This window comes from Variovorax atrisoli 110B, from assembly GCF_000382045.1.
GTDB lineage: Bacteria > Pseudomonadota > Gammaproteobacteria > Burkholderiales > Burkholderiaceae_C > Variovorax > Variovorax atrisoli.
Genome location: NZ_KB907450.1, coordinates 1285867 through 1308790 on the forward strand (window position 1 = coordinate 1285867; position 22924 = coordinate 1308790).

Below are 22924 nucleotides of genomic sequence, written 5' to 3' on the forward strand. Positions count from 1 at the left end.
TTTGATGGATCGGCGAGCTGGGTGGATCAGCCGTTCTTGGTGGGCAGGTCCGGCACCGTGGGCGGATCGCGCTCGAGCGAGGCAACGTCGGTTTCGGGATCTCCGGGCGCAAGCCCTTCGCTGCTGGGATTGAGCTTGCGGTTCGCCTTCTCGCGAAGCTTTTCTTCCTTCTTCTTCTTCTTGGCCAGCTCCTTCTGTCGCTTTTCGTAGCCGTAGTTGGGTGTTGCCACTGCTTCTCCTTGAGGCGAGGCGGTCGGGTTGACTGCCGTGTCCTACTGTAAGCGATAAAGGTGCAGTCTCAAGGAGGTACCCCATGACGCGATCGAGGCAACAGGACGCCGGCTGCGCGATGCGATTTCTTACATCAGCGCCAGCGCCTGCTGAAGATCGGCGCGCAGGTCTTCCACGTCCTCCAGGCCGATGGAAAAACGTACGAGCGTGCCCTTGTAGGGCCAGCGCGCCACGCTCGCGTCGCGCATCAGGCCGATGTCGTAGGGCACGACTAGGCTGATCGGCCCGCCCCACGAATAGCCGAGGCGAAAGAGCTGCAGGCCGTCGCAGAAGCGGTCGACCTGCTCGGTGCTGAAGCGCTCGTCGAACACCACCGAGAACAGGCCGGCAGCCAGGTTGGTTTCGCCGCACAGCGCGCGCCAGTGGGCATGGCCGGGCGAGTCCTCGAGCGCAGGATGCAGCACCTGCGCGATCTCCTCGCAGCCGTTGAGCCAGCCGGCCAGCTCGCGCGCCGCGCGGTCGTGGGCCGCGTAGCGCAGCGCGATGCTGGGCAGCGAGCGCAGCAGCGTCTCTACGTCGCCCACGCCGATGCCGAAGCCCATGCGCATGTGCGTGAGCTTGAGCGCGCGGTGCAGGCGCTCGTCGCGCGTGGTCACGCTGCCCATGAGCACGTCGCCGCCGCCGCTGGGGTACTTGGTGAGCGCGTGCACCGAGATGTCGACGCCCTGCCCGCTGCCGTTGAAATCGAAGGGTGCGAAAGCCAGGCCTGCGCCCCAGGTGTTGTCGAGGGCGGTCAGCACGCCGCGCGAGCGGCAGATGCTCGCCAGCGCTGGCAGGTCGGGAAACTCCATGGTGACCGAGCCGGCCGCTTCCAGCCACACCAGCCGCGTGCGATCGGAGAGCTTGGCGGCGAGGTCGGCCGGGTTCATCGCATCGTAGAGGCGGTGTGTGATGCCGAAGCTGGCCAGCTCGCCGGTGGCCAGCGCCTTGTTCGGGCCGTAGGCGTTGTCGGGGATCAGCACCTCGTCGCCGGTCTTGAGAAAGGCGAAGGAGACCAGGGAGATGGCGGCCAGCCCGCTGGGCACGAGCAGGCATTCGGTGCCGCCCTCGAGCGTGGCCAGTCGCTCTTCCAGGGTGAAAGTGGTGGGCGTGCCGTGCAGGCCGTAGGTGTAGCCGGCCTTGGTGCGCCAGTCGCGCGCGCGCATGGCGGCCACGTCGGCGAAGAACACGGTCGATGCCTTGAACACGCCGGGCTGCGGCGCGGAGAAGGTGGCGGGCGGGACGTAGGGGTGATGGATCAGGTTCGTGGAAGGCTTGCTCATGGGTGCATGCTAGCGCGAGCGGCCTTGGAGGCTTTCCGGGACCTATTGGGTGGCCTCCGGCGGCCCTTGCGCGAAGCTTCGGTCGCACAATGGGCGGATCGGCTGGTGCCCCGTTCCACCCTTCATGAAGGAAGCCCCGAGACAGTGCAGCTGACGCGCCCCCCTCCTCCCCGCCTGCGGCCCTTCGTGCGGCTGATGTGGGCTTCATCGCCCGACGGCGCGCCACCGGAGCGGCTGGGTGCGCGGGAGCACGTGCTGCCCACCGGCGGCATGCACCTGGTCTTCCGGCTCTCGGGGCCCTCCCTGCGCCTCTTTCGCGGCGATGCCGATTCGCTCGGCCTCATGGTGGGCCACGCGATGGTGGGCGGAACCCGCTCGGTCTTCTACGTGCGAGACGTCTCGGTGGTTACGCGCTCGGTCGGCGTCATGCTGCTGCCGGGCGCGGCCATGGCACTGCTTGGAGCGCCGGAGGACGCGCTGGCCGAGCGGCACACCTCGCTCGAGACGCTCTGGGGCGCGGACGCGAACTTCGCGCTCGAACGGCTGCAGGCGGCCGATTCGCTGCCGCGTCAGCTCGACATCGTCGCCGCGCTGCTCGAAGCGCGCCTTGCTTCGTCCGCAGCGCACGGAATGCATCCTGCGGTGGCGCAGGCACTGGCCCGGATGTCCGGCGCGAGCGCCACGGACGACGACGGGCAGGCAATCGCCATCGGCCGGCTGGTGAAACAGAGCGGCTACAGCCACAGGCGCTTCATCGCGCTCTTTCGCGGCATGACCGGGCTGGCGCCCAAGCAGTACGCGCGCATGCTGCGCTTCGATCGCCTGCTCGGGCAGTTCGCGATCGCTCCCGAGCGACCCTGGGTCGAGCTGGCGCTGGAAGCCGGCTACACCGACCAGGCGCATCTCAACCGCGACTTCCGGGCCATCGCGGGCATGTCGCCGCAGACCTATCGGCGTGCGGCGCCGGCTTCCCCGAGGCACTTGCGCATCGAGGCAAAAGACTGAGCCCCGGGTGGCGGCAGGTCAAATTTGTCCAAGACGGCACGCGCGACGAACACCAGAATCGCGCCCACTCCACTCAACCGCAGGAACACGCAGGCCATGGCAATCCACGAACTGTTTCCGTACCTCTGCGTCCACGATGCAGGCGCAGCCATCGATTTCTACTGCAAGGTCTTCGAGGTGAAGGAGATCTTCCGGCTCACCGAGCCGAGCGGGCGCATCGGCCACGCGGAACTGGACTTCCACAACGGCGCGATCCTGATGATTTCCGACGAGTTCGCTGAGTGCAACATCCACAGCGCCCGGACGCTGGGCGGCACGGCCGTCACGCTGCACCTGCATGTTGACGACGCCGACGCCGTCGTGGCGCGCGCCGTCGAGGCGGGCGCCACGCTCGACATGGCGCCGCAGGACCAGTTCTATGGGGAACGCTCCGGCGTCTTTCGCGACCCCTTCGGCCATCGCTGGAACGTGGGGCACAGCATCGAGAAGCTGACGCCGCAGGAGATGCAGCGGCGCTACACCGCCATGTTCACCGACGCCGGGTGACCGGGCGCCGGCAGGGTCGGATCAGACCGACCACTTCTCGATCAGCTTCTCGGCGCCGAGCGAGTCGTAGCCCTCGAAGGGCTGGTGGATCCAGGGGTTGGTCGGCAGGTACTCGACCGAGTAGTCGGGCGTGAAGGTCGACAGTGCCTTGGTCCAGATCACCGCGCTGCGCAGCTCGGTGATCGGCTTGTAGTTGTTGCGCAGCATGTCCATCACCGCGTGCAGCGTGTGGCCGGAGTCGGCCAGGTCGTCGACCAGCAGCACCTTGCCTGCGATCTCGCCCTTGGGCGTGGTGATGTAGCGGGCGATGTCGAGATGGCCCTGCACCGTGCCGGCATCGGCGCGGTACGAGCTGGTCGACATGATCGCCAGCGGCTTGTCGAAGATGCGCGAGAGCACGTCGCCGGGGCGCATTCCGCCGCGCGCCAGGCACAGGATGGTGTCGAACTGCCAGCCCGACTGGTGCACCTTGATCGCGAGCTTCTCGATCAGGTTGTGGTACTCGTCGTAGCTGACGTAGAGATGCTTGCCGTCTTCAGTCAACATAGCGTGGGTCTTCCTTCAATGTCTCTTCTTTGGGAACACCGCGGAACCGGCCTTGCCGGGCCGCTGGTGTTGCCCCCTGCAAGGGGTTTGGCGGCCGCACGAAGCGGGCAAGCCTGGGAGGTTGGCCTGATCCGATCGATCAGTCGGCCAGGTAGGGGTGGCGCATCATGATCGTGTGGTCGCGGTCGGGGCTGGTCGAGACCATGTGGATCGGCACGCCGGTGACCTGCTCGATGCGCTGCAAGTAGAGGCGCGCATTGATCGGCAGCTTGTCGTACTGCGTGACGCCGACGGTGCTTTCGCTCCAGCCTTCCAGCGTTTCGTAGATCGGCGTGCAGCGCTCGATCTCGTCGGCGCCCATGGGCAGGATGTCGGTGGTCTCGCCATCGAGCTCGTAGCCGGTGCACAGCTCGAGCTTCTCGAGGCCGTCCAGCACGTCGAGCTTGGTGATGCAAAGGCCCGACAGGCCGTTGACCTGCGCCGAGCGCTTGAGCAGGGCCGCGTCGAACCAGCCGCAGCGGCGGCTGCGGCCGGTGGTCACGCCCTTCTCGGCGCCCACGGTGCTCATGTGGTAGCCGGGCGTGCCGGGCGTCGCCCAGTCGAGCTCGGTCGGGAACGGACCGCCGCCCACGCGGGTGCAGTAGGCCTTGGTGATGCCCAGGATGTAGTGCAGCATGCCAGGGCCCACGCCCGAACCGGCGGCGGCGTTGCCGGCCACGCAGTTGCTGGAGGTGACGTACGGATAGGTGCCGTGGTCCACGTCCAGCAGCGTGCCCTGCGCGCCTTCGAACAGCAGGTTGGCGCCGTTGCGGTTGGCGTCGTTCAGTTCGCGCGAGACGTCGGCCATCATGGGCTTGAGCAGCTCGGCGTGCTTCATCGCCTCGTCGAAGACCTGATCGAAGTCGATGGCGGGCGCGCCCAGCACCTGGGTCAGCACGTGGTTGTGCAGCTCGAGCAGCACGCGCAGCTTGGCGGCGAAGCGCTCGGGATGCTTCAGGTCCTGCACGCGCAGCGCGCGGCGGGCGATCTTGTCTTCATAGGCCGGACCGATGCCGCGGCCGGTGGTGCCGATCTTCTCGATGCCGCCCTTCTCGCGGTAGGCCTCGCGCGCAATGTCCAGCGCGGCGTGGAACGGCAGGATCAGGGGGCAGGCCTCGCTGATGCGCAGGCGCGAACGCACTTCGACGCCGGCCTTCTCCAGACCTTCGATCTCCTCGAACAGCTTGGCGGCCGACAGCACCACGCCGTTGCCGATGTAGCACTTGACGCCGGGGCGCATGATGCCGCTCGGAATCAGGTGCAAGGCGGTCTTCACCCCGTTGATGACCAGCGTGTGGCCCGCGTTGTGCCCGCCCTGGAAACGGACCACGCCCTGGGCGCTCTCCGTCAGCCAGTCGACCAGCTTGCCCTTGCCTTCGTCGCCCCACTGGGTGCCGACGACGACCACGTTTCTTCCGGTGGTTACGCTCATGCTCGTTCCATTACTTCAAAAAATCAGATCGCTCGGACACTCCACTGGCCGGCCTGCTCGACGAGCTCGCGGTCGCAGTGGAATTCATCGATTTCGCTGCCATGGCCCGGCAGCACGCAGACTACCGTTTCGCCGGCCTTGCGCAATTGGGCAATGGCCTGACGCAGGCCGGCCGCGTCGCTCCAGGGCGCGCGGATGGCGGCGCGCAGCGGACGGGCCGGCAGCACGCCGACCAGCTCGCGCACGTCGAGGCTGAAGCCGACGGCCGGGCGGTTGCGGCCGAACACGGCCCCCACCTCGTCATAGCGGCCGCCGCGTACCAGCGAATCGGCCGCGCCTGGCACGTAGATGCCGAAGCGCATGCCGCTGTAGTACGCATAGCCGCGCAGGTCGGCCAGGTCGAAGCTGATCTGGCGTCCGGGCACGCCCTGCAGGCCCGTAGCGAGCTGCTTGAGGTCGGCCAGCGCGGTGCCGACCGCGGGAGTGCCCTTCAGGGCCTTCGCCGCCTCGTCGAGCACCGCCTCGTCGCCATAGAGCTGGATGAGCGCGCGCAGGCCGTCGCGCGAGGCGGCGGGGAAATTCCTGGTGAGGGATTCGAGCTCGCTGGCGTCCTTGGCCGCCAGCGCCGCATGCACCTGCGCCAGGGTGGCACCGTCGACCGGCACGCCGGCGAACAGCGCACGCACGATGCGGGCATCCGCCAGGTCGACGATCACGCCCTCGCGCAGGCCGGCAGCATCGAGGCAGTCGAGCGCCAGCAGCAGGGTTTCAGTGTCGGCCTCGAGGCCCGCGTGGCCGTAGATCTCGGCGCCGAACTGCAGGGGCTCACGGGTCGCGTGCGGGCGGTCCGGGCGGGTGTGGAGCACCGGGCCGCAGTAGCACAGGCGGGCCACGCCGTCGCGGTTCAGCAGGTGGGCATCAATGCGCGCCACCTGGGGGGTGGTGTCGGCGCGAAGGCCCATGCTGCGGCCGGAAAGCTGGTCGACGAGCTTGAAAGTCTGGAGGTCGAGCGCCTCGCCGGTGCCGGAGAGCAGCGACTCGAGATGCTCGAGCAGCGGCGGCATCACCAGCTCGTAGCCGTAGCCACGGGCGGTGTCGAGCAGCTGGCGTCGAAGTTCTTCGATGTGGCGGGCCTCGGAGGGCAGCACATCGGCAATGTGATCCGGGAGGACCCAGGCGGACATGGGGATCGGGGGCGTGGTTAAAACGGGATTCTACCGGCACCGGGCAACCGGCCCGGCCAGGCGTCGATCGGCGGGCCGAATCAGGCCAGGATCCAGAGCAGGACCAGCCCCAGAAGGATGCTGCAGAGCCCGAAGAAGCGCAGCTGGCCGTCGCGCAGCTGCATGAGCTGGCCGAAGCCGCGCCGCCACCCTCCCGGCGACACGAAAGGCAGGATGCCCTCGATCACCAGGACGAGCGCCAGCGCGCTCCAGAAAGTATCGGCGCTCACGGCTCCTGAGGACGGCTGAGGCCTGGCGTGGTCAACGGCGAGGTGCGGCGGTGTTCGAGCCCGAGCCCTGCATGGCGCGGAAGAAGTCCGACGACGGGTCGAGCACCATCACATCGCTCTTCTTGTTGAAGCTCTGCTTGTAGGCCTCGAGGCTGCGATAGAACTGCGCGAACTGGGGGTCGCGCCCGAAGGCCTCGCTGTAGGCGGCAGCAGCCTGGGCATCGCCCTCGCCCTTGATCTTCTGGGCGTCGCGGTATGCATTCGCCACGATCACCTCGCGCTGGCGGTCGGCATCGGCGCGGATCTTCTCGCCCTCGGCCGTGCCGGTGGAACGCAGCTCGTTGGCCACGCGCTTGCGTTCGGCTTCCATGCGGCGGTAGACCGACTCGGTGATGGCTTCCACGTAGTCGACTCGGGTGATGCGCACGTCGACAACGTCCACGCCCCAGGGCTTGCTGCCCTTCACCACCGACAGCACCTCGCGCTGCACGTCGGCCATCAGGGCCTCGCGGCGCACCGAGATCAGGTCGCGCACGGTGCGCTTGTTGATGTTTTCCTGGAACGCGTTGCGAACCACGCGGTTGAGCTGCATCGCGCCGGCGTTCTCGTCGAGGCCGACGTTGCGGATGTAGGCCTGCGGGTCGCTGATGCGCCAGCGCACGTACCAGTCGATCACCACGCGCTGCTTCTCAGCCGTGAGCATGGGCTCGGTGTCCACGCTGGAGAGCGTCAGCAGGCGCTTGTCGATGTACGACACGTTCTGGAACGGCGGCGGCAGCTTGAAGTTGAGGCCGGGCTCGGTGATGACCTGCTTGATCTGGCCGAGTGCGTAGACCACGCCGAACTGGCGCTGGTCGACCACGAAGAGCATCGAGCTTGCCAGGACGAGCAGCACGAGGATCGAGGTGGCGATGAATCCGATTCTGTTCATGTTCTTGCGGGCCTTTCTCAACGCACGTCACGGTCACGCGAGCGGCCGTCGCGGCCGCGCACGTCGCTGGTGGTGGGGGCCACCGGGATGACCGAGGACTGTGCCGGCGCCGTGCCGGCAACGCTGGGGCTGGCCGCATCGACTGGCGTGGCAGCGTTGCCGCCGCTCATCTGCATGAGCTTGTCGAGCGGCAGGTACAGCAGGTTCGAACCCTGCTTGCTGTCGACCAGCACCTTGGTCGTGCTGGCGTAGATCTGCTGCATGGCGTCGGTGTACATGCGGTCGCGCGTCACCTGGGGGGCCTTCTGGTATTCAGACAGCACCGCGCTGAAGCGGCCCGCATCACCCTGAGCCTGCGCCACGATCCGCGCCTTGTAGGCCTCGGACTCCTCCTTCAGGCGCGAAGCCGTACCGGTGGCCAGCGGCACCACGTTGTTGGCGTAGGCCTGTGCATCGTTCTTGGTGCGCTCGCGCTCCTGGCCGGCCTTGAGCACGTCGTCGAACGCGGCCTGCACCTGCTCGGGCGGGCGCACGCCGCCCTGCTGCAGGTTGATGCCCACGACCTCGACGCCGATCTTGTAGCGGTCGAGGATGGTCTGCATCAGCGTACGCACGCGCGGCGCGATCTGGTCGCGCTCCTCGGCGAGCGCCGCGTCCATCTTCATCTTGCCGACCACCTCGCGCACGGAGGTCTCGGCCACCTGCACGACGGTGTCGGCGGGCGACTTGCTCTCGTAGAGCCAGGCGCGCGGATCACTCAGGCGGTACTGCACGGCGAACTTGATCTCGACGATGTTCTCGTCCTCGGTCAGCATGGCCGACTCGCGCAGGCCGGTGGAGCGCACGATGGCATCGCGGCCGACGTCGGCGGAGCGGATCTGCGTGGTCACCACGACTTCGTGGCGCTGGATGGGATATGGCAGGCGCCAGTTGAAGCCCGCGCCCACGGTGCTCTTGTACTTGCCGAACTGGGTGATGACGGCCTGCTGGCCTTCGTTCACGATGAAGAAGCCGGTGCCGAGCCAGATCAGCACCGCCACCGCCGCGACCAGGCCGATGCCGAAGCCGGCGTTCTTCATGTCGGGCTTGTAGCCGTTGCCACCACCGCCGCCGTTGGGGCGGTTGCCGCCGCCCTTGCCGCCGAAGAAGCCGCCGAGCTTGCGGTTGAGGTCGCGCCAGAGTTCATCGAGGTCGGGCGGGCCCTGGTTGGGTCCCTGGCCGCGGGGACGGTTGTCGTTGCCGTTGTTGCTGCCGCTATTGCTGCCTTGTGGCGGGGGCGTGGGGCCGCCGGGGGGATTGGCATCGGGGGGCCGGTTTCCGGCCGGGCGGTCGCCGCTGGAGGAGGACGGCTCGTCGCCGCGACCCCATCGGCCGTCGTTCAGGTTGAACATGCCCAGAAACCCTCTCCGCGCTGGCTTTGAATTCATTCGCTTCGTTCTCTTGTCAGTGGCGGGATTGTGCCCAATCCGTCGGTGGCGTCGTGCAATTCAGCGTCCGCCGCAGGGGTCATCGTATCGGTTGCGCAGCCCGATTGCCGGGCGAGCTCGGCACGCAGCAGCGGCACGCCCTCACCCGTCCTGGCGCTGAGGAAGATGCGCGGAACCTGGACGCCGTCGATCTCCATCTCGTCCTGCAGATGCAGCGGATGCTGCGTGCTTTCAAGGGCGTCGAGCTTGTTGAAGACCAGCAGCTGCGGCACGGCGTCCGCGCCGATCTCCTGCAGGACCGACTGCACCTCGGCCATCTGCTCGGGGTAGTGCGGATTGGAGGCATCGATCACGTGCAGCAGCAAGTCGGCATCGACCGCCTCCTGCAGCGTGGCCTTGAAGGCATCGACCAGCCCGTGCGGCAGGTCGCGGATGAAGCCCACCGTGTCGGAAATCGACACCTGCCTGCGCGCATCGCCCAGGTAGAGGTGGCGCGTGGTGGTGTCGAGGGTGGCGAACAGTTGGTCGGCCGCATAGGCGCGCGCCTTGACCAGCGCGTTGAATAGCGACGACTTGCCCGCATTGGTGTAGCCCACCAGCGAGATGTTGAAGGTGTCGCGGCGCTCGCGCTGGCGCCGCTGCGTGCCGCGCTGCTTCTGCACCTTGGCGAGGCGCTCTCGCGTGCGCTTGATCGACTCGCTGATCATCCGGCGATCGAGCTCGATCTGCTTCTCGCCCGGGCCGCCGCGCACGCCCGCGCCACCGGTCTGGCGCTCCAGGTGCGACCAGCGGCGCACCAGCCGCGTGCTGAGGTACTGCAGGCGGGCAAGCTCCACCTGCAGCTTGCCTTCGTGCGAACGCGCGCGCTGGGCGAAGATTTCGAGGATGAGAAAGGTGCGGTCGTAGACCGCCACGTCGAGCTGGCGCTCTAGGTTGCGCTGCTGCGCGGGGCTCAGGGCCTGGTCGAAGATGACCTCGCTCGCCCGATGAAGGGCAGCCAGCTCCTTGATTTCTTCGGCCTTGCCGCTTCCGACGAACAATGCCGCATCTGGCGCCTTGCGCTTGCACGCGAGGCGGGCGACGGGCGTCAGGCCCGCGGTCTGCGCGAGCAGGCCGAGTTCCTCTAGTTCGCTGTCGAAATGGGGCAGCCCGAAATCGACGCCGACGAGAACGGCGGCGCCTTCCTGGCGGGGAATCAGTTCAGACAAGCGGGATCAGAAATAGGGAAAAAGCGCGGCGGGGTTGCCGCCGCGCTCCGCGCGATCAGGCGGCGTTGTCGTCGTTCTCGGTAGCCGAGAAATTGACGGCACGGCCTGGCACGATGGTGGAAATGGCGTGCTTGTAGACCATCTGCGTCACCGTGTTGCGAAGCAACACGACGTACTGGTCGAAAGACTCGATCTGGCCTTGCAGCTTGATACCGTTCACCAGGTAAATGGAGACCGGCACATGCTCGCGACGCAAGGTGTTCAGAAACGGGTCTTGTAGAAGTTGCCCTTTATTGCTCACGATATTCTCCGTGTTCAAGAGTAGTTGTTGGAGGAGAAGACCTTAACACAGGGTTTCCGCGCCGCAGCAATCGCGCTCAAAGGCCTTTGAAAAATAACGTCTCTCAAAAGCCGGAACTTCAACCCTGGCCGGGACTCAACGGCGGCCATCCGCCGCCAAATTCTGTCAGTCGTCCTTGTCGACGAAGGGATTGTGGGAGCTCTTGAACTCGATGCGCAAGGGGGTACCCACGAGATCGAACTCCTTGCGGAAGCGCCCTTCGAGAAAGCGCTTGTAAGCATCCGTCACATGTTCGAGCGAATTCCCGTGGATCACGATCACCGGCGGATTCATGCCGCCCTGATGCGCGTAGCGCAGCTTGGGACGGAACATGCCGCTTCTCTTGGGCGCCTGGAACTGCACCGCCTCGAGTAGCAACCGGGTCAGCACCGGCGTGGACATCTTGCGCGTGGCCGACTTGTGGGCCTGCGCGATGGCCTGCCACACGGGGCCCAGCCCCTGGCGCTTGATGGCCGAGATGAAATGCAGCGCCGCGAACTTCAGGAACGCAAGCCGGGTCTCGATCTGCCTCTGGATCTGCTCGCGCTGGTAGCTGTCGACCGCGTCCCACTTGTTGATCGCGATCACCACCGCGCGGCCGCTCTCAAGGATGTAGCCCGCGATGTGCGCATCCTGGTCGGTCACGCCCTGCGTGGCATCGAGCAGCAGCAGCACCACGTTGGCCGACTCGATGGCCTGCAGCGTCTTGACCACCGAGAACTTCTCGATCGCCTCGAACACCCTGCCCTTGCGGCGCAGGCCGGCGGTATCGATCAGCTCGAAGCGCTGGCCATTGCGCTCGAAAGGCACGGAGATGGCATCGCGCGTGGTGCCAGGCATGTCGAAGGCCACGAGGCGCTCTTCGCCCAGCCAGGTGTTGATCAGGGTCGACTTGCCGACGTTCGGACGGCCGGCCACGGCGAGCTTGATCGGCTTGTTGACCTCGTCCTCTTCTTCCTCGTCGTCGGGATCGGGAAGGTTCAGCGGCTCCAGCGCCAGCTCGACCAGGCCCCGGATGCCCTGCCCGTGCGCGGCGGACACGCCATGCACCTCGCCCAGCCCCAGCTCGTAGAAGTCCACCAGCTTGGTGCCGTCGTGCATGCCCTCGGCCTTGTTGGCCACCAGCACGCAGGGCTTGCCGATGCGGCGCAGCTCGTTGGCGATGTCGTGGTCCTGCGCAGAGAGCCCCTCGCGTGCGTCCACCACGAAGATCACGACGTCGGCTTCGGCGACGGCCTGCCGCGTCTGCTTGGCCATTTCCTTGTAGATGCCGCTGCCGGCATCGGGCTCGAAGCCGCCGGTGTCGATGACGATGAACTCGCGCTTGCCCAGGCGGCCGTTGCCGTAATGGCGGTCGCGCGTGAGGCCCGCGAAGTCGGCGACGATGGCGTCGCGCGTCTGCGTCAGCCTGTTGAAGAGGGTCGACTTGCCGACATTCGGCCGCCCGACCAGGGCCACGACCGGCTTCATGGCCGGCCTTTCGAGGGCGCGGTTTTCATGGTCGGGCCTTGGAAAGAGAAAAGAACGGAGAAAAGGAAGTTACTCGGGGCGGTAGCCAAACACGCCACCCTTGGCGGTCACCACGACCACCGTGTTGCCTGCGAGCACCGGTGCCACGGTGATGGCAGAGCCATCGGGCGTGATGCGATTGAGCAGCGCACCGTCTTCGCGCGACACGAAGTGCAGCGTACCGGTGTCCTCGCCCATGATGAGCGAGCGGCCCACGGCCAGCGGCGAGGTCAGGACGCGGTTCTTGAGGCGGGACATCTGCCAGGCGCGCTCGCCATCAGCACGGCGCCAGGCCACGACGCTGCCGTCGGACTCGGTGCCATAGATGAAGCTCTCGTTGCCGCTGACGCCGTCTGCACCCGAGGCGGGCTTGCTCCAGACCAGCGAACCGCGCAGGGTGTCGACGCAGCCGACGCTGGCGTAGTAGGCACGCGCGCAGATCGTGTCGCCGAAGCGGCTCACGCTGCCGGTCAGGTCGACCAGGCGTTCGACGTCGTTGGTGCCGCGGGGCGCCGCGATGGGCGATTCCCAGCGCGAGGTACCGTTGGCGGGGTTGATGCCCACCAGACGGCCGCCAATGCCGGCCACCAGCGTATCGCCCACGGCGAGGAGCACGCCCGACTTGCGCAGCACGAGGTTCTCGCCAGCGCGCTGCTGGATCCACAGGCGGCGGCCGCTCTGGCCGTCCCAGGCGCTGACGCTGCGGTCGGCGGTCTGCACGAACACGCGGCGACCCGCCACCAGCGGTGCAGTGAAGGCCTGGGCCGAAAGCTTCTGCTTCCACAGCACCTTGCCGTTCTCGAGGGCGACCAGTTCGTTGTCGGTGGTGACGACCGCCGCCACCTGCCCGTCGCTGCCGACGCCGGCTGCCAGCCCAGCGCCGGCCTTGCCACGCCAGATCTCGCGACCGGCGCGCGCATCGATCGCGACCACGGTGCCGTCGCTGCCGGCCACGGTGATCGTGTCGCCGCTCACGTCGGTGGTCAGCGGGAACTGCACTTCCGGAATGCGCACCGTCCACGCCTGGCGCACCCCCGTCAGGGCCGGATTGGCGGGCAGCGGATCCGGCTTGGGCTTGGACGAGCCCGAGCAGGCCGCCAGGAGCGCTGCCAGAACGAGAGCTGATCCCGCGCGCAGGGCGGTGGATCCAGGCATGAGGCGCTTGAAATTCATGATGCGGTCAGGGAGTCTTGGGGGCTGCGGGAGTGACGGTGATCACGGGGGCAAGGCTCTTGGGATCGACGCCGACCGCGTTGAGCTTGATCTCCACCAGGCGGCGGTAGTCGGACGTGGGGCCCAGGCCGGTCCAGGCCTTGCGGTATTCGGCCTGCGCCTCGGCGCGCTTGCCCTGCGTCAGGTAGATGTCGCCCTTGCGGTCGGCCACCAGCGGTTCGAATTCCTTGGGCACGCTGCCGTCGAGCTGCTTGAGCGCGTCGTCGTAGGACTTGCCGTCGAGCAGTTCGGCCGCCAGCCGCAGCCGGGCGACGGCCTTGTAGCCGGGGTCGATGGCGTTCTGCGCCACCCATTCGAGCTCGGCACGCGAGCCAGCGGCGTTGCCCTTCTCGTACAGGGTCTTGGCGACCAGCAGGCCCGCCTGCTGCGCGTAGGTGGTGCCCGAGAAGCGCTTCTTCATGTCGTCGAGCACGAGCGCGATGCGCGCCGGATCGCCCGCCTGCGCGGTCTTCTCGATCTCGTCGTAGAGCGACGAGGCCTGCGCCGCCTTGTTGCGGCCATACCATTGCCAGCCGTTCCAGGCCACGAAGGCGCCGGCAACGAGCAGCACGACCGAGGTGATCAGGGTGCCGTAGGTATTCCAGAAATGCTTGAGCTGGTCGAGCTGTTCCTGTTCTTCGAGGTCGAGATGGGTTGCCATGCGTGTCAGGTATTGGGAGCCGGCGATTGTAGGGTGGCGGCCCAGGCGGCTACTTCCGAAAGAGACCGGGCGGTCTGTGCGCCGCCTGCATCACGCAGCGGCTTGACCGTGACCTCGCCGCGCGAGAGTTCGTCTTCGCCGAAGATCAGCGCGTAGCGCGCACCGCTCGCGTCGGCTTTCTTGAACTGCGCCTTCATGTTGCCGCCGCCTGCGTGCTGCAGCACGCTGACGCCTGCGGCGCGCAGTTGCTCGAGCACAACCATGACCTGCGGCAGCACTGCGGCCGAGGGCACGATGGCGTAGGCCGCAGGCGCTGCGGACGGCACCGGCAGGCCCAGCTCCTGGATCAGCAGCAGCAGCCGCTCGATGCCGAGGCCGAAACCCACGGCCGGTGCTGGCTTGCCGCCCATCTGCCCGATGAGCCCGTCGTAGCGCCCGCCTCCACAGACGGTGCCCTGCGAGCCGAGCTGGTCGGTGACCCACTCGAAGACTGTCAGGTTGTAGTAGTCCATGCCGCGCACCAGCCGCGGATTCACGCGGTAGGCCAGGCCCGCTGCGTCGAGCACGGCGCGAACGGCGTCGAAGTGCGCGCGCGACTCCTCACCGAGGAAATCCATCAGCTGGGGCGCTGCCTCGACGATGGCCTGCATCGCCGGGTTCTTCGTGTCGAGGATGCGCAGCGGATTGCTGTGCAGGCGGCGCTGCGCGTCCGCGTCCAGCGCGTCGGCATGCGCCTCGAAATGGCGGATCAGCGCTTCGCGGTGCGCCTGCCGTTCTGCCGGCTGGCCCAGGCTATTGATCTCCAGGCGCACGTGCTCGCCCTCGACGAGACCGAGTTCGCGCCAGAGAGCGCGCACCATGAGGATGAGCTCGGCATCCACGTCCGGGCCAGGGAAGCCGAGCGCCTCCACGTCCAGCTGGTGGAACTGGCGATAGCGCCCCTTCTGCGGGCGCTCATGGCGGAACATCGCCCCCATGGTCCACAGGCGCAGCGGGCCGTTGTAGAGCGCGTTGTGCTCGACCATGGCGCGCACGATGCCGGCCGTGGCCTCCGGGCGCAGCGTCAGCTTGTCGCCGTTCATCGAATCGGTGAAGGAGTACATCTCCTTCTCGACGATGTCGGTGACTTCGCCCAGACCGCGCACGAACAGCGCGGTCGGCTCGACGACCGGCGTGACGATGTAGTGATAGCCATAGCGGGCTAGCAGCTGCCGCACCTTCTGTTCGAACCACGACCACAGTGCCGAATCGGGCAGGCGGTCGGTGCGCGGCACGCTCGCCGGCAATATATCGTTCATGCCTTTGACGGCATTTATCTTGTCAGGCATAGGAGGAAGCGGTCAGGCGACGTCGGCAGCGAGAGGCTGGCCGAAGCGCTTTTCAATGTAGTTTTCGACGAGCTGATGGAACTCGTTGGCGATATTGTCGCCGCGCAGCGTGAGGGCCTTTTCGCCGTCGATGAAGACGGGTGCTGCGGGTGCCTCGCCGGTGCCGGGCAGGCTGATGCCGATGTCGGCGTGCTTGCTCTCGCCGGGGCCGTTGACGATGCAGCCCATGACGGCTACCTTGAGCGTCTCCACGCCCGGATATTTCTTGCGCCAGACCGGCATCTGCATGCGCAGGTAGTCGTCGATCTGCTTGGCCAGCTCCTGGAAGGTGGTGCTGGTGGTGCGGCCGCAGCCCGGGCAGGCGGTGACGCTCGGCACGAACACGCGCAGGCCCAGCGCCTGCAGGATCTCGGAGGCGATCACCACCTCCTGCGTGCGCGACTCGCCCGGCTGCGGCGTGAGCGACACGCGGATCGTGTCGCCGATGCCTTCCTGCAGCAGGATCGACAGCGCCGCGGCCGACGCCACGGTGCCCTTGGTGCCCATGCCGGCCTCGGTGAGGCCCAGGTGCAGCGGATAGTCGCAGCGGCGGGCCAGCTCGCGGTAGACCGAGATCAGGTCCTGCACCCCGCTCACCTTGCACGACAGGATGATCTGGTTGCCGGCCATGCCCATCGACTCGGCCAGCTTCGCGGACTCGATGGCCGAGGTGATGAGCGCCTCGTACATGACCTGCTTGGCGTCCCAGGGCTCAGTGCGACGGCTGTTGGCGTCCATCAGGCTGGCAAGCAGCTCCTGGTCGAGGCTGCCCCAGTTGACGCCGATGCGCACCGGCTTGTTCCAGCGCATCGCGGCGTCGATCATCTGGCCGAACTGCCGGTCCTTCTTGTCGCCTTTGCCCACGTTGCCGGGGTTGATGCGGTACTTGCTCAGCGCCTCGGCGCAGGCCGGATAGTCGGTCAGCAGGCGGTGCCCGTTGTAGTGGAAGTCACCCACCAGCGGCACGTCGATGCCCATGCGGTCGAGCTGCTCGCGGATGTAGGGCACCTGCGCGGCGGCCTCGGGCGTGTTGACCGTGATGCGGACCATCTCGGAGCCGGCCTGGGCCAGTTCCTTCACCTGGATCGCCGTGCCGATGGCATCGACGGTGTCGGTGTTGGTCATCGACTGCACGCGCACCGGGGCGTCGCCGCCCACCGTGACCACGCGCGGGCCCCAGACCACGCTGGCCTGGCGCGAACGGCGCGGCTTGGGAGCCGCAGCCTCGATGGGGACGGGAAGGCAATCGCTGCTGCTGGCGGAAGTCACGGCTTCACCTCGAAACGCGCCACGCCACCGCTCTTGGTGAAGGGCTTCAGGTCAAAGGGCTGGCCGCGGACCTGCACGTCGACGCTCGACGCACGGCCGACCACGACCGACAGCGGCGGCGTACCCGACAGGCCCACCGTTTCGCCGGCCTGCAGGCTGCGGCGCAGCAGCTGCTTGCCGCCGGCTTCGGTCACGGTGATCCAGCATTCCTCGCGAGCCACGAAGACGAGCGGCTGGCTGCTCGAAGCGGCGGCCACGGGCGTGGCTGCCGGTGCCGCAGCAGCCGGCGCGGCAGCGGCGGGCGCAGCAGGAGCCGCAGGCGCACCTGGAGCAGGCGTTGCCGCAGGCGCATCGCCGGCCACCGGACCGCTGGGGGCCACGGCCTGCGTAGGCACGCTCTCGGCCACCGAACCGCCGCTCGAAGCCGCCGCGCCGGCAGAACCCGATTCGGCACTGGACTCGCTGCGCGCCGTGAGCCGCGCCACGGAAGCGCTGAGCTGGTCGAAAGCCGACTGCGGCAGCCAGAACAGCGCACCCGCGCCGATCAGCAGCAGCAGCACGACGATCAGCAGCGGCCGCGAAGGCAGCCCGCTGGAGCGGCTGCTGCCACCCCAGCGCGGCGTGCCCGAGCCGATGTTCGAGCGAAGGGTGCGGTCGGTCTCGGCCAGCGACACCTTCTGCGTGGTAGGCAGCTTCGCGAGCACAGGCGCCGGATCGATGCGCAGGGCGCGGCAGACGCTGCTGGCCAGCGCACGGGCGAAGACCGGGTCGGGCAGCGAGGCGATGTCGTCCGCCTCCAGCGCCATGAGCTTCTGCGGCGGCACCTTCAGGGCCGCCGCGACCATCTCGATGTGCAGGCCATGGGCCTCGCGCGCCTCGCGAAGCAGCTCGCCGGCCGTCTTGTTCGCGATATCGCCTGTTTCCAGTGGCAATGCGGCGGAAGTGCCGAACTCCGAAACCCGATCAGTCATTGAAATTCCCGCGCTCGTACGCTGTTGCCTCCCGCGACTGGGGGAAGCGTCGTTGCAGTTGGCCTCCCAACTGCGCGACTGCTTCGCGGTTGTTCAGCTTGCGTTCGATCTTGATGCCGAGCCAGAGCGTCTCGGGACTGGCCGCGGCGCTGTTGTTGACGCGGCGGATGTAGAACTGCGCGCGCGACCACTCCTCGCGCTGCGCCAGCACCGACGCCAGGTTGAAAGCGACGACCGGATTACTGGCGTCGATCTCGTAGGCCTGCATGAGCGTGCGCTCGGCCTTTTCCCGCTGGCCGGCCTTGAGCTCGCACACGCCCTGGGTCATGAGCGTCTTGGCGCGCTCGGTGTACGTCGGCACCGCCAGGGCCTCGTTGAACTGGGCAGCGGCGTCGCCATAGCGGTTCTGCTGGCACAGCAGCCAGCCGTAGTTGTGGCGCGTGTTCGGGTCGCGCGGATTGATCGCGATGGCGCGGCGGAAGCTGTCCTCGGCCAGGCCGGCGTCGTCGAGCCGCATGTAGACGAGGCCACGCAGGTTGTACGCGTCGGCGTTGTTGGGGTCGGCGGCCAGCGCCTGCTTGATTTCGTCGAGGGCCACCGTGGTCTGGCCGTGCTCGAAATAGCCGGCGGCCAGTTCCATGCGCAGGCGCGCGCGGCGCTGGCGGTTGGACTCGTCGGACTCGGTGACGATCTCGGTGCCCTTGGGCGAATTGCTGCTGTCGGCCAGGCTGGTGGTGGTGGTGCGCGTGCTCACGCAACCCCCAAGCAGCAGCGACACGGCGACGCCCGCGAAACCCACAGTCAGCATCCGCTGCACGTTCGCGGTCGTCATCGAAATGGCCATGCTCATCGGTTCAGTGCTCCTGGGAGACGGTCTTGGTCTTGCGGACCGGGTGCAAAACGACGGGGCGCTGCTCCGCCGCGCGGCGCTGCGCCATGCGCTCGGCCGCCCGGGTGCGGTCTTTCACGTCGCCGGCGAGCTGGCCGCAGGCGGCATCGATGTCGTCGCCGCGCGTCTTGCGCACGGTGGTCACGAGGCCGGCCTCGCTGAGCGTCCGGGCGAACGCCAGCACGCGCGGCTGCGGCGAGCGCAGCAGGCCCGAGGCCGGAAACGGGTTGAACGGAATGAGGTTGAACTTGCACGAGATGCCGTGCTTGCGGACCAAGTCGACCAGTTGGCGCGCATGTTCGGGCTGGTCGTTCACGCCGTCGAGCATGCAGTACTCGAAGGTGATGAAGTCGCGCGGCGCATGGGCCAGGTAGCGTTTGCAGGCCTCGATGAGTTCGTCGATCGGGTACTTGCGATTCAGCGGCACCAGGTCGTCGCGCAGCGGATCGTTGGGCGCGTGCAGCGAAACGGCGAGCGCCACGGGGCAATCGGCGCCCAGGCGGTCGATCATCGGAACCACGCCGGAGGTCGACACCGTCACGCGGCGACGCGACAGCCCGTAGGCGTTGTCGTCCAGCATGGTGCGCAATGCAGGCACCAGCGCCGAGTAGTTCTGCAGCGGCTCGCCCATGCCCATCATCACCACGTTGGAAATGACGCGTTCGTCGCGCTTCAGGTGCTTGCGCAGGAAGTGTTCGGCAAACCAGAGCTGGGCGACGATTTCGCCCGTGCCCAGGTTGCGGCTGAAGCCCTGATGCCCCGTCGAGCAAAAGCGGCAACCGACCGCACAGCCGGCCTGGGACGACACACAAAGAGTGCCGCGGTCGTCCTCGGGAATGAATACGGCTTCGACGGCATTGCCGTCACCGACGTCGAACAGCCACTTGATCGTGCCGTCCTTGGATTCGTGCTGCGTGATGACCGGCAGGGCCTCGACGCGAGCGGTGGTCGCGAGCTTCTCGCGAAGCGACTTCGCCAGATCGGTCATCTGGGTGAAGTCGCTGGCGCCACGCTGGTGGATCCAGCGGTAAAGCTGCGTGGCGCGGAATTTCTTCTCGCCGAGTTTTTCGCAGAACGCAGCCAACCCCTCGAGATCGAAATCGAGCAGGTTGGCCGTGGTCATGGAATCAGGCGAGATCCGGCTTCAGCGTGCGTAGACGTTGAGGCCAGCGAAGAAGAAGGCGACTTCGTTCGCGGCGGTTTCGGGAGCGTCCGAACCGTGAACGGCGTTGGCGTCGATGCTGTCGGCGAAGTCGGCGCGGATGGTGCCGGCGGCTGCCTTCTTGGGGTCCGTGGCGCCCATCAGGTCACGGTTCTTGGCGATGGCGTTCTCGCCTTCGAGCACTTGCACGAACACGGGGCCGGAGATCATGAACTCGACGAGGTCCTTGAAGAAGGGGCGCTCCTTGTGCACGGCGTAGAACTGTTCGGCTTCGTTGCGCGACAGGTGCACCAGCTTGGCGGCGACGATCTTGAGGCCGGCAGCTTCAAAACGGGAAACGATCTTGCCGATGACGTTCTTGGCAACTGCGTCGGGCTTGATGATGGAAAGGGTACGTTCGATAGCCATTGAAATGCTTCCTGGAGCTTTGATTTTGAATTGTTTTGTCACAACTGCAACGAGTTTGTTTCGTCACTTGTCGACAAAGCCTCTGATTTTAACCGGCGCGGCCTTGCGGATTGGTGAAAACCCCGCGAAAGGCCGCGATGCGACGGCAGCCTTTCAGCGCCCGCGGCGGCGTCCGCCGCCCTGGCCTCCGAAGCCGCCACCACCGCCTCCGCCTCCGCCTCCGCCGCCGCCGCGGCGCTGGCCTCCGCGCTGCTCCTTGCGCTGGCGCGAAAAACTGTCTGCGCCGATGTAGCCCAGCGAGGTCTTCATCGGATCAGGCTGGTTGGCGGCGCCCTGCTGGCGATCGCCACCCTGGCGGCCGCCGTTGCCGCGGCGTCCCTGCCCCTGGGGCTGGCCACCGTTGCCGCCATTGCCGCGGTTGGGACGCCCGCCCCGCTCGCCGCGCGGCGGACGGCCGTCGCCCAGCGGATTCGGGATCGGCGCCTCGCGCCCGCCGTCGTCGCGCGCGGCCTGGCCGCCGCCTCCGTTGCGATTGCCGCGGCGCTTCTTGTTGCGGCCGCCGCGGCCGTTGCCGCCACCCTCTTGCCCCGGACCGCGCTGCTGCTGGCCCGGACGCGCCACCGCGCCACCCGAAGCCTGGAACAGCGCGCGGATGTCGCGGTCGTCGAGCTCCATCCAGGCACCGCGCTTCAGGCCGCGAGGCAGCACCATGGCGCCGTAGCGGATGCGGATCAGCCGGCTGACCGCATGGCCCACCGACTCGAACAGGCGCCGCACCTCGCGGTTGCGCCCTTCGGAGATGGTCACGCGGTACCAGCAGTTGGAACCTTCGCCCCCACCGTCCTCGATGGCCCCGAACTGCGCCATGCCGTCGTCGAGACGCACGCCGTCGAGCAGCTTCTGCTTCTCTTCGGCGGTGAGCGCGCCCAGCACGCGCACCGCATACTCGCGCTCCAGGCCGAAGCGCGGGTGCATGAGCTGGTTGGCCAGGTCGCCGGAGCTGCTGAACAGCAGCAGGCCTTCGGTATTCAGGTCGAGACGGCCCACCGACTGCCACTTGCCCTGCTGCAGGCGCGGGAGCTTGCGGAACACGGTCGGGCGGTTCTGGGGATCGTCGTGCGTGACCACCTCGCCCACGGGCTTGTGGTACGCGATGACGCGCGGCGGCGGCGGTGCGATGCGGTAGCGGATCGGCTTGCCGTTGATCTTGACCTGGTCGCCGTACTGGATGCGCTGGCCGATGTGGGCCGGCTCGTTGTTGACGGAAATGCGTCCCTGGAGGATCAGTTGCTCCATTTCGAGCCGCGAACCCAGGCCCGCCTGCGCCAGCACCTTGTGCAGCTTGGGCGAATCGGCCTCGGGCAGCAGCACGCGCTTGAGCGGCGGGACCTCGGGGCTTTCCTCGTCGGCGTCGAACTGGCCGGAGATGACGTCCGCGAACCGGATCGGCTCGGGCGGAGGCGCGTTGCGCTGCTCGCGCTCGGCGGCGCGGCGCGCGCGGTCGAGGTCGTCCTCCTCCTCGTCGGGCTCTTCCTCGTCTTCTTCGTCCTCTTCGCCGTCGTCGCGCACCTCGTCGTTGCGGTCGCCGGCGCGCTCGGGCGCCGGAGGCTGGGCCGCCACCACGGCAGCCTCGGTCGGCACATCACCAGGAGCGGCTTCAGCAACCACTGGCGCCTGCTCGGTGGCCGGCGCCGCAACTTGCGGCTCAGCGGATTCGGCGGTGGCCTCGACGGCCGGAGCGGCTACCGCTTCGCCTTCGACGGCAGGCTGCTCGACAACCTTCTTCTTGCGGGGTGCGCGCGGCTTCTTCGGCGCCTCGGCCACGGCCTCGGATGCGGGCGCCGGGGGCGCAACCGCCTCGACAGCTTCAACCGCAGCCTTTTTGGCCGTGGTCGCCCTTTTCTTCTTCTTGACTTCGGGCTCGACCGGCAGCATTGCTGCGTCTTCGGTGTCGGTTGTGCTCATGAGGTTTTTCCGGGAGAGGGAGCGTGAGGATCGGCTTCGTCCTCGGACGGGGCATCGGATTCCGACGCGGGTTCTTGTTCTTGCTCGGCGGCAGCGGATTCGGCGCCTGCCTCGTTCTCGGCGACCTGCGCCTGGGCGGCCTCGATGGCTTCGATCGCCGCGGCGGCTTCTGCCGCCTCGGAAACTTCGGGCGTGATGTCGACGGCGGCAGGCTCTTCGGATGCGTTCGTCACAGGTTCGGCTTCTTCGCCTTGCTGCGAAGCCGCAATCTCGGCATCGGGCACCGGCGCGTCGGCGGAGGAAAGCTCCAGCTCCGCCATTCCCGAGGCATCGGCGTCGCCCTCGGCGGCGGCTTCGGGTTCCGCAGCCGCATCGATCGGCAGCCCTTGCTGCTCGCCCGAGGCCTGCTCCAGCGCATCGACCAGCGCCGCCTGCTGTGCCGGCGTCTCGATCAGCGGCAGTTGATCGAGCGAGGCCAGCCCCAGGTCGTCGAGGAACTGCCGCGTGGTCGCATAGAGCGCCGGACGGCCGACCGTCTCGCGGTGGCCAATGACCTCGACCCAGCCGCGGTCTTCCAGCTGCTTGAGGATCATCGAATTGATCGTCACGCCGCGGATGTCTTCCATGTCGCCGCGCGTGGCCGGCTGGCGGTAGGCGATGATCGCCAGCGTCTCGAGCGCAGCACGCGTGTAGCGCGGCGGCTTCTCGGGGTGCAGGCGATCGAGGTGGTCGCGCATTTCAGGCCGGCTCTGGAAACGCCAGCCGCTGCCGACGCTCACCAACTCCAGGCCGCGCTGCGCCCAGTCTTCCTGCAGTTCGAGCAGCAGCGACTTGATGGTGTCCGCACCCAGTTCGTCGTCGAACAGCACGCGCATATCGCGCACCGGCAACGGCTGGCTCGAACAGATCAAGGCGGTTTCGAGAATGCGCTTGGCATCCGCCGTATTCATGGTTCGCGTTATCCGGGAAAAGGCGCCTGGGGGCGCTTGTTCAGAAGGATGGAAGGAGTAGGCGCTGCAGGCACGCGGCAG

The 22924-nt window shown here is 67.5% G+C and carries 23 protein-coding genes; 2 read left to right on the plus strand and 21 right to left on the minus strand.

The window, feature by feature from the left end; all coding sequences use genetic code 11:
- Positions 1-26: 26 nt before the first annotated feature.
- Complete coding sequence (locus G369_RS0106130) at positions 27-230, minus strand: hypothetical protein (RefSeq protein ID WP_019653102.1); 204 nt, start codon at positions 228-230, stop codon at positions 27-29.
- Between the two features lie 129 nt (positions 231-359).
- Positions 360-1553 carry a PLP-dependent transferase gene (locus G369_RS0106135; protein WP_019653103.1) on the minus strand — a complete coding sequence of 398 codons (1194 nt, stop codon included), beginning with the start codon at positions 1551-1553 and terminating at the stop codon, positions 360-362.
- A 144-nt stretch (positions 1554-1697) separates the two neighbouring features.
- Between G369_RS0106135 and G369_RS0106140 the strand changes: the two genes are divergently transcribed.
- Both G369_RS0106140 and G369_RS0106145 read left to right on the plus strand, forming a co-directional pair.
- The gene (locus G369_RS0106140; protein ID WP_019653104.1) at positions 1698-2558 is read left to right on the plus strand and encodes an AraC family transcriptional regulator; all 861 of its coding nucleotides are present in this window, start codon (positions 1698-1700) and stop codon (positions 2556-2558) included.
- 96 nt (positions 2559-2654) lie between these two features.
- Positions 2655-3104 carry a VOC family protein gene (locus G369_RS0106145; RefSeq protein ID WP_019653105.1) on the plus strand — a complete coding sequence of 150 codons (450 nt, stop codon included), beginning with the start codon at positions 2655-2657 and terminating at the stop codon, positions 3102-3104.
- A gap of 21 nt (positions 3105-3125) precedes the next feature.
- Here G369_RS0106145 and G369_RS0106150 read toward each other — a convergent pair whose 3' ends face one another.
- The 19 genes from G369_RS0106150 to scpB form a co-directional block, all read right to left on the minus strand.
- Positions 3126-3650 carry a phosphoribosyltransferase gene (locus G369_RS0106150; RefSeq protein ID WP_019653106.1) on the minus strand — a complete coding sequence of 175 codons (525 nt, stop codon included), beginning with the start codon at positions 3648-3650 and terminating at the stop codon, positions 3126-3128.
- A gap of 139 nt (positions 3651-3789) precedes the next feature.
- Positions 3790-5121 (minus strand): adenylosuccinate synthase, encoded by a 1332-nt coding sequence (locus G369_RS0106155; RefSeq protein WP_019653107.1) that lies wholly within the window; start codon positions 5119-5121, stop codon positions 3790-3792.
- A 23-nt stretch (positions 5122-5144) separates the two neighbouring features.
- Positions 5145-6305, minus strand: a complete 1161-nt coding sequence (locus G369_RS0106160) for an ATP phosphoribosyltransferase regulatory subunit (protein ID WP_019653108.1) — start codon at positions 6303-6305, stop codon at positions 5145-5147.
- Between the two features lie 80 nt (positions 6306-6385).
- Positions 6386-6574, minus strand: coding sequence for a DUF2065 domain-containing protein (locus G369_RS0106165; protein ID WP_019653109.1), 189 nt, complete (start codon positions 6572-6574; stop codon positions 6386-6388).
- Positions 6575-6605: 31 nt separating this feature from the next.
- Positions 6606-7505, minus strand: a complete 900-nt coding sequence (hflC, locus tag G369_RS0106170) for a protease modulator HflC (RefSeq protein WP_019653110.1) — start codon at positions 7503-7505, stop codon at positions 6606-6608.
- Positions 7506-7522: 17 nt separating this feature from the next.
- A complete protein-coding gene (gene hflK, locus G369_RS0106175; protein WP_019653111.1) occupies positions 7523-8896 on the minus strand; it encodes an FtsH protease activity modulator HflK in 1374 nt (457 codons plus the stop codon).
- Positions 8897-8928: 32 nt separating this feature from the next.
- Complete coding sequence (gene hflX / locus G369_RS0106180; RefSeq protein WP_019653112.1) at positions 8929-10140, minus strand: GTPase HflX; 1212 nt, start codon at positions 10138-10140, stop codon at positions 8929-8931.
- Between the two features lie 55 nt (positions 10141-10195).
- Positions 10196-10441, minus strand: coding sequence for an RNA chaperone Hfq (hfq, locus tag G369_RS0106185; protein ID WP_026346229.1), 246 nt, complete (start codon positions 10439-10441; stop codon positions 10196-10198).
- 165 nt (positions 10442-10606) lie between these two features.
- A complete protein-coding gene (gene der, locus G369_RS0106190) occupies positions 10607-11950 on the minus strand; it encodes a ribosome biogenesis GTPase Der (RefSeq protein WP_019653114.1) in 1344 nt (447 codons plus the stop codon).
- Between the two features lie 69 nt (positions 11951-12019).
- Positions 12020-13162, minus strand: coding sequence for an outer membrane protein assembly factor BamB (gene bamB / locus G369_RS0106195; RefSeq protein WP_019653115.1), 1143 nt, complete (start codon positions 13160-13162; stop codon positions 12020-12022).
- A gap of 7 nt (positions 13163-13169) precedes the next feature.
- Positions 13170-13862 (minus strand): YfgM family protein, encoded by a 693-nt coding sequence (locus tag G369_RS0106200; RefSeq protein WP_019653116.1) that lies wholly within the window; start codon positions 13860-13862, stop codon positions 13170-13172.
- A 5-nt stretch (positions 13863-13867) separates the two neighbouring features.
- Positions 13868-15190 carry a histidine--tRNA ligase gene (gene hisS / locus G369_RS0106205; RefSeq protein ID WP_019653117.1) on the minus strand — a complete coding sequence of 441 codons (1323 nt, stop codon included), beginning with the start codon at positions 15188-15190 and terminating at the stop codon, positions 13868-13870.
- Between the two features lie 12 nt (positions 15191-15202).
- A complete protein-coding gene (gene ispG / locus G369_RS0106210; protein WP_019653118.1) occupies positions 15203-16498 on the minus strand; it encodes a flavodoxin-dependent (E)-4-hydroxy-3-methylbut-2-enyl-diphosphate synthase in 1296 nt (431 codons plus the stop codon).
- A complete protein-coding gene (locus G369_RS0106215; protein ID WP_019653119.1) occupies positions 16495-17469 on the minus strand; it encodes a helix-turn-helix domain-containing protein in 975 nt (324 codons plus the stop codon). The genes ispG and G369_RS0106215 overlap by 4 nt, the downstream gene beginning before the upstream one ends.
- On the minus strand, positions 17462-18319 hold the full coding sequence (gene pilW, locus G369_RS0106220) for a type IV pilus biogenesis/stability protein PilW (RefSeq protein WP_019653120.1): 858 nt from the start codon (positions 18317-18319) through the stop codon (positions 17462-17464). The genes G369_RS0106215 and pilW overlap by 8 nt, the downstream gene beginning before the upstream one ends.
- A gap of 4 nt (positions 18320-18323) precedes the next feature.
- Complete coding sequence (rlmN, locus tag G369_RS0106225) at positions 18324-19481, minus strand: dual-specificity RNA methyltransferase RlmN (protein ID WP_019653121.1); 1158 nt, start codon at positions 19479-19481, stop codon at positions 18324-18326.
- Between the two features lie 21 nt (positions 19482-19502).
- Positions 19503-19928, minus strand: coding sequence for a nucleoside-diphosphate kinase (ndk, locus tag G369_RS0106230; protein ID WP_019653122.1), 426 nt, complete (start codon positions 19926-19928; stop codon positions 19503-19505).
- A 153-nt stretch (positions 19929-20081) separates the two neighbouring features.
- On the minus strand, positions 20082-21893 hold the full coding sequence (locus G369_RS0106235; protein WP_019653123.1) for a pseudouridine synthase: 1812 nt from the start codon (positions 21891-21893) through the stop codon (positions 20082-20084).
- The gene (gene scpB / locus G369_RS0106240; protein ID WP_019653124.1) at positions 21890-22843 is read right to left on the minus strand and encodes an SMC-Scp complex subunit ScpB; all 954 of its coding nucleotides are present in this window, start codon (positions 22841-22843) and stop codon (positions 21890-21892) included. The genes G369_RS0106235 and scpB overlap by 4 nt, the downstream gene beginning before the upstream one ends.
- Between the last annotated feature and the right edge of the window lie 81 nt (positions 22844-22924).